At 45.8% G+C, this 7,046-nt stretch carries 5 protein-coding genes and 1 pseudogene; 5 read left to right on the top strand and 1 reads right to left on the bottom strand.

The genetic code is table 11. The features are described from left to right. Positions 1-345 (bottom strand): annotated as a pseudogene (locus AB4653_RS03660) (hypothetical protein); the annotation flags it as partial. A gap of 207 nt (positions 346-552) precedes the next feature. On the opposite strand from AB4653_RS03660, the gene AB4653_RS03655 reads away from it, so the two are divergent. The 5 genes from AB4653_RS03655 to AB4653_RS03635 all read left to right on the top strand — a co-directional run bounded on the left by AB4653_RS03655 (position 553) and on the right by AB4653_RS03635 (position 6,582). Further along, the gene (locus AB4653_RS03655; protein ID WP_133151992.1) at positions 553-735 is read left to right on the top strand and encodes a hypothetical protein; all 183 of its coding nucleotides are present in this window, start codon (positions 553-555) and stop codon (positions 733-735) included. 223 nt (positions 736-958) lie between these two features. Next, a complete protein-coding gene (locus tag AB4653_RS03650; protein ID WP_009847004.1) occupies positions 959-1,744 on the top strand; it encodes a TetR/AcrR family transcriptional regulator in 786 nt (261 codons plus the stop codon). 120 nt (positions 1,745-1,864) lie between these two features. Continuing rightward, positions 1,865-4,474, top strand: a complete 2,610-nt coding sequence (locus AB4653_RS03645; RefSeq protein ID WP_102258578.1) for an RND family transporter — start codon at positions 1,865-1,867, stop codon at positions 4,472-4,474. 44 nt (positions 4,475-4,518) lie between these two features. Beyond that, the gene (locus AB4653_RS03640) at positions 4,519-5,340 is read left to right on the top strand and encodes an outer membrane lipoprotein-sorting protein (RefSeq protein WP_102258577.1); all 822 of its coding nucleotides are present in this window, start codon (positions 4,519-4,521) and stop codon (positions 5,338-5,340) included. A gap of 9 nt (positions 5,341-5,349) precedes the next feature. Then, the gene (locus AB4653_RS03635) at positions 5,350-6,582 is read left to right on the top strand and encodes a hypothetical protein (protein WP_102258576.1); all 1,233 of its coding nucleotides are present in this window, start codon (positions 5,350-5,352) and stop codon (positions 6,580-6,582) included. Positions 6,583-7,046 lie beyond the last annotated feature (464 nt).

Raw genomic sequence — 7,046 nt, 5'->3', positions numbered from 1 at the left:
AGGTGCAGGTGCAGGTGCCGTAGAGTAGACAGGAATACTGTTGGTCGGTTGAACCTCAACGTGCGCCGTAGCTTGCTCTTGCTCAATGAGCATTTTGAAAACGTGAATCTCTTTTTGATCTCGATAATCTACTTTTACCTTATCGAGAAAACCTTGGTCGACTAAACACTTAAGGCAGTCGGCTAAACCAAACGTAGAGAGAGCACAAAGTTGACCTGCTGTTTGTAAGCACACATTGGTGTAGCCGAATTCGTCAGCACCGTCTGCAAGCATCAATAAAACAAGCTTTTCTGCTGGGCTAGAAGTATTCACTTGCCAAGCTAAATAAGAATATTTGGCGCTCAATATCGTGTTCTCAAAAAAGGTAAGTCGTTGTCACTATTGTAAGTCACCCCTTACCTAATTTATAGCAACTTAGTAGAAAACGGCATTAGTAAGCCAAATATTAACCATAAGGAGAGGTCTGCACCAAAAAGTGAACCTGAACTCACTCATTCTCGTGGTTTACGTACCCCTCCATTCGGCTCGAATAGCTGACTGTCCTAAACCATCATGCTCTATTTAGATGAAGACAGCGTAATGGGCTTGTATTGGTTTCGCCAAACTAAGGCGCTTCTTTCTGCGTTGGTTAGTGATGCCGCGTTGGTTAGTGATGCTGTATCGGTTATTGATCTTATGTTGGTTACTGATGCTATGCCAGTTAATGACGGCAGGCTGGTGAGTAACGCGATGTGATTATTGATGGTTTTCTCATCTATTCATAAAGTGAATTTAATTTTATGAAACACCTTGATATGATCAATATTTGCGCTATTATGACGATAAGTCAGAAATGACGAAGCGTCACAAAATGGTTAACTACATGAATTTACTATTCGTGTTAATATATTGGATAGGAGCGTTTTAAATACTGGCGAAGCTTAGATAACGGCTAAGCTCATATACGGACTGAGAAATTATGTTTGGCTTTGGTTGTAAAGGCGATAAACAAGGTATCTTTGGTTGCAAAGGCGTGTTGTCTAAAAAGCAGCAGTCTATAGCAGACCGAGAAGTAGAATTGATGTTGTTAGCAAAAGATCTGGTTCGAGAACAAGGGTTCGGAAACCTCACGATGGATAGGCTAACGGCAGCAAGTTCTTATTCTAAAGGTACGATATACAATCACTTTTGCAGCAAAGAAGACGTGGTTTTAGCCTTGTGTATTCACTCTTTAAAGACCGAGGCATTGATGTTTGCTCGTTCTGGAGAGTTTGAAGGCAACACACGTGAAAAGATCGTCGCACTGCACGTTGCTTACCGAATCTATGCTCGCATGGAACCGGTACTATCAACCTGTGCGATCATGGCGAAAAGCCCGTGGGTACTAGAGAAAGCGTCTAGTGCACGTGTAACCGAGATGAATGAACTGGAAGAGTTGGTGATTGAACAAGCCGATTCAATGGTAAACCGAGCAGTAGAAGCCGGTGACCTTAAGTTCTCTTCTGGTGTGGGTTCGGATGCCATCGTGTTTGCTAACTGGTCAATCGCATTTGGTTCAAATGCCTTGTCACAGAACGCATCAAACAGTCATTGTATTAAGCGGTTACAAGACCCGTATTCAGTATTACACAACGCGAACATGCTACTAGACGGCCTAAATTGGCAGCCCCTTTCTAGCGATTGGGATTACCGCAAAACCTGGCGCCGTGTAGAACAAGAACTGTTCAGTGAAGAAGTCGCTTACCTAGAGTCAGTAGGTCGATAATCTTCCATTAAGCCCACTCGTGTGGGTTTATTAATAACCATTAGTGACGATTCGTCATAAACTTAAGTTTGCCTAGTGTGGTTTTGGTTTTCTTGAGTGTATGACTAAGAATTGTGTCTTTTGTCAGCTTCGGCTGGCTTTTTAAGACACAACTATGACGAATCGTCACAAATGGAGACTGTGATGGAACATGACAGCCAGAAGCCCAATTTAGCCAATAGCTCTGATTTAATGAGTAACCCTGATTCAACTAGTCACCTCGATTTAACTAAAAAACCCGATTTAGAGAATCATTCATTCAACTCAGGTCAACAGGCTCATAATCTAGATAATAGTTGGCACTCAATACCGACTAAGCGTTCGTTTATCGTTCTGCTGGTGGTTTTTTCAATCATCATGCTCTCTGCTTTTGGGGCGAAGAACCTCTACTTTAGAGGGGACTACAACATCTTCTTCGAAGGCACCAACAAGCAGTTGATGGCGTTCGATGAGATTCAAACCACCTTTGCAAAAACCGACAACCTCGCGATTGTTATTGCGCCTGAAGATGGCAATGTCTTCACCCCAGAAACCCTTACCTTAATTCAAAACCTTACGGTCGATGCGTGGCAGATCCCGTACTCAAGCCGTGTCGATTCGCTTGCCAATTATCAGCATACCGAAGCCGTTGAAGATGACCTCTTAGTGGAAGACCTTCTTTACGAAGAATATGAGCACACACCAGAGCGAATCGCCAAAGTAAAACAGATCGCGCTCAACGAACCACTGCTCAAGAACGCATTGGTGTCGGCCTCTGGTGATGTGACGATTGTTAACGTTACCGTGCAATTGCCCGAAGTGGATAAAACTGCTGAAGTGCAAGAAGTGATCGCGGCCATCAACACCATGATTGGTAAGTACCAAGCCGATTATCCGAATGTCGAATTCCATAAAGCGGGCATCATTGCCATGAACAACGCGTTTATGATGTCGGCCCAAGAAGACAGCTCAACGCTCGTGCCGTTAATGCTGTTGGTGGTGTTGGTGTTCCTCACCTTTATGTTGCGCTCGTTCTTTAGTGTGGTGGCTACCTTAGTTGTGATTATCTCCTCGATTGTCGCGACCATGGGTTTGTCTGGCTGGGCAGGGATGTTCCTCAGCACCGCAACGGTTAACGTTCCAACCTTAGTGTTAACTCTTGCCGTTGCCGATTGTGTTCACGTGATTGTGACCATGAGACAAGCGATGCAGCGCGGGATGGAGAAAGCACAAGCCATTCAATACAGCATCAAGCTTAATGCGATGCCGATCTTAATTACTTCGGTGACCACCGCGATTGGTTTCTTGATGATGAACATGTCGGACTCTCCCGTATTACGAGACTTCGGTAACTTGTCGGCATTGGGCGTGATCATCGCGTGTTTCCTCTCTGTGACCATGCTTCCTGCGCTGTTAAAACTGTTGCCAGTTAAGAGCTTGCCAGCAAATCCATTGGCGGCAGATAAAGTGACCTTCATGGATAAGCTCGGCGATTTTGTCGTTGCTAACCGTAAAGCACTGCTGCCTATTTCTACTCTTGTGATTGTTGGCGCTGCCGCGTTAATTCCACTCAACAAAGTGAATGATGAATCGGTGAAGTATTTCGATACCTCAAGTGAGTTCAGACAAGCCGCCGATTTCATGGAAGAGACCGTAAGCGGCATGACCACCATCAGCATCGCAGTCAAAACCAACGAATCTCAAGCGATTGCTGATCCTGTGTTCTTACAAGCGATTGGTGACTTTACTGATTGGCTACGCGTACAACCAGAAACCGACCACGTGGCCACGCTTTCCGATGTTTACATGCGTTTGAATAAGAACATGCATGGCGATGACGACAGTTACTACCAACTGCCACTTAACCGTGAACTCGCCGCGCAATACTTACTGCTTTACGAAATGTCTCTGCCATACGGTTTGGACTTGAACAACCAAATCAACGTCGATAAATCATCGATCAAAATGGTGCTGACGGTGGACAACCTAGGCAGTGTGGAATTGGTTGAACTCGAAGAGCGCATCTACTCATGGTTTGCGGCTAATGCACCTCAGTATGAAGTGGTCGCATCGAGCCCATCACTGATGTTTGCTCACATTGGCGAAACCAACATGGCGAGCATGCTATCGACTCTGCCTATCACCTTAGTACTTATCTCTGGCCTGATGATCTTTGCATTGCGCTCGGTTCGCTTAGGTTTAATCAGCCTAGTGCCAAACATTGCCCCGGCAATTGTCGGCTTTGGTTTGTGGGCGCTTATCTCTGGTGAAATCAACCTAGGTTTGTCAGTCGTGGTCACGCTCACACTGGGTATCGTTGTCGATGATGCAGTGCACTTCTTAAGTAAATACCAACGCGCAAGAATGGAAGGGAAATCAGCAGAAGAAGCGGTGCGTTACGCGTTCCACACCGTTGGTCGCGCACTGTGGATTACCACTGTCGTGCTTGTGGCTGGTTTCTCTGTGCTGGCGATGTCGAGCTTCAGACTCAATTCCGACATGGGCTTACTCAGCGCGATTGTGATTTTTATAGCGCTGGTGGTCGACTTCATTTTGCTGCCTAGCTTGCTGATGATCTTCGACAAACAGACCCACTATGCAGATAAACCTCAGCACGAATCAAAGCTATCTAAAGCCGAGTTATCTAAAACAGAACTAACTAAAACAGGGCAAGCTAACCCAGCCGGCGAACTGTCGACTTCGACTAAATAAGGAATCGTCAGCCTGCTGCGGTGGGCTGACTCAAGGAGAAATTTATGAAAAGCGTTAAACAAACTCTCGTTACGACACTATTTGCTGTCAGTTCATTAAGCGTCGGCACCTTAACAATAGGCATATTCGCCGCTTTCCCTGCGTTAGCCGACCCTGCGAAAGGCCTAGAGATTGCCGAACAACGCAAAGCCGTCGATATGGGGTGGGGCGATTCAGTTGCGACCATGGAAATGCTACTTCGCAACAAACAAGGCGAAAGCAGCTCACGCCTAATGCGATTGAAGTCGTTAGAAGTGGATGACGATGGCGACAAAGGACTGACCATTTTTGATGAGCCTCGCGACGTAAAAGGCACGGCTTTCTTGAACCATTCACACATCTCTAAATCGGATGACCAATGGTTGTATCTGCCTGCATTGAAGCGTGTAAAACGCATCTCTTCGCGCAACAAATCGGGCCCGTTTATGGGCAGTGAATTTGCTTATGAAGACTTGAGCTCGTTCGAGTTAGGAAAGTACACCTTCAACTACATTGAAGACGCCAAAATTGAAGGTGTTGATACCTTTGTTTTAGAGCAGGTTCCGACCGACAAAAACTCTGGCTACACCATGCAGAAAGTATGGCTAGACCAACAATATTACCGCCCCGTTCAAGTGGAGTTTTACGACCGTAAAGGCGCATTGTTGAAAACCCTCTCGTTCCAAGACTACAAACAATACCTAAACCAATACTGGCGCGCGCACACCATGTCGATGCAAAACCATCAAACAGGCAAAAGCACCGTTTTAACCACGACAGATTTAGCGTTCCAAACCGGTCTTAAGGACAAAGATTTCCAGAAAAACACACTGAAACGTGCAAAGTAAGGCAAGAATATGAAAAGGATTGTGTTAACAGGAACGCAGTTATCTTTAACCTTGGCAGCGACCGTTGGACTCATGCAGGTGTCGTTGCCATGTGTGGCGGCTGGAATTAGCTCTGAGTTCGTAGAACAGATCACCCCACAGCTCGCAGGGCAGATTAACCTCGAACACAGGCAGTTCTTTAGTGACGGTTTGCAAGGGCAAGATAAAGGACAAAGCTCACTGGTGTTGCAACCAGAGTTTTACTGGGAGCAAGAGGAGGGCAACGGCAGCTTTACCTTCACGCCGTTTTACCGCCTAGACAGCGAAGACGATGAGCGAACCCATGGCGACGTTCGTGAAGCTCTGTATCTCAATTATTGGGACGATTACGAATTGCGAGCCGGTGTCGGCAAGGTGTTTTGGGGTGTAACCGAATCGGCGCACTTGGTGGATGTGGTAAACCAAACCGATGCCATTGAATCGGTCGATGGTGAATCTAAGTTGGGTCAGCCTATGGTGCACTTTACCTCAATCAAAGACTGGGGAACCATTGATGCCATGTTACTGCCGTATTTTCGTGAGCGTACCTTTGCAGGGGAAGACGGTCGATTAAGGTCGACTGTACCTGTATCGGACGATGCGCTTTACGAATCTTCGAGAGAAGAAAAGCACGTTGATGTAGCGCTGCGCTATAGCCAAATGTACGGCGATTGGGATGTCGGTTTAAGCTATTTAGGCGGCACAAATCGCGACCCTTATTATCGTGTAGAAGGCAATCAGCTAAAGCCGTATTACGCGCAAATGCAGCACTTCGGACTCGATGTGCAAGGCATTATTGGTGACTGGTTATGGAAGCTGGAAAGCATTTATCGCGACAGCTACGACAACCACACAGGCGTCGCGACAGGCTTTGAATACACATGGGTTGGGGCGCTTGAATCGTATTGGGACATCGGCTTTATCGCTGAATACTTGTATGACAGCCGAGGCAATAACGCCCAAACCATCGGCCAAAACGATGTGTTCCTTGGGGCGCGTGTCGCCTTGAATGATGAAGACGGCACCGAAGTACTTACAGGCATTACTCAAGACTTAGACAACAGCGATGTCTACAGCGCCAAGTTGGAAGCCTCAAGCCGCATCAATAACAACCTCAAGTGGCGATTAAACGCTTGGTTGTTTGAGAATGAAACCCCAGAAGACTTACTGTTCTTCGCTCGTAAGGATGATTTTGTCGAAGTGGCGTTGGAGTATTACTTCTAAAGGCTCGATGTTTTAGCTTCAATTTTTAAGTTTAAATTCAGATTTTCTACGAATAAACCAAAGAGCGGTGGTCTTAAACCTCGCTCCTTGGTTTCAATTCTCACTCTTCTACTGAGCGCTTCCTAACATCACGCCTCAAACAAGGTTCTGTGAATGTAATCAAACTGTCTCACTTGGTGACGTTTTTGTATCGGTTTCTCTTTGATTTCATCGATTTCAATGAAATTCTGTTTTCTAACGTTAAATTTGCCGTGTTTTTAGTCAATAACTTGCTCTTTTAGCGATTCAATTTGGCATTGGTAGCGTGTTTGATTACTATGTGTAGCTATCTAAAAAAACTAATCATCCGATACGGACACTACCAACTGGTAGATGAGGAAATGATGCAACATCTAGAAGAGATCATTGCTAATGCAACGACTGCTATTGATACAGCAGATTCGTTAGTCGCACTTGATGAAGTG

It is taken from the genome of Vibrio sp. 10N.222.48.A3 (assembly GCF_041475345.1).
Lineage (GTDB): Bacteria > Pseudomonadota > Gammaproteobacteria > Enterobacterales > Vibrionaceae > Vibrio > Vibrio tasmaniensis_A.
This window is presented reverse-complemented; position numbering and strand designations above follow the sequence as displayed.

Coding starts and splice junctions, on each gene's coding strand:
- AB4653_RS03640 (WP_102258577.1), top strand. CDS start 4,519: ATGAAAAGCGTTAAACAAACTCTCGTTACGACACTATTTGCTGTCAGT.
- AB4653_RS03655 (WP_133151992.1), top strand. CDS start 553: ATGCTCTATTTAGATGAAGACAGCGTAATGGGCTTGTATTGGTTTCGC.
- AB4653_RS03650 (WP_009847004.1), top strand. CDS start 959: ATGTTTGGCTTTGGTTGTAAAGGCGATAAACAAGGTATCTTTGGTTGC.
- AB4653_RS03635 (WP_102258576.1), top strand. CDS start 5,350: ATGAAAAGGATTGTGTTAACAGGAACGCAGTTATCTTTAACCTTGGCA.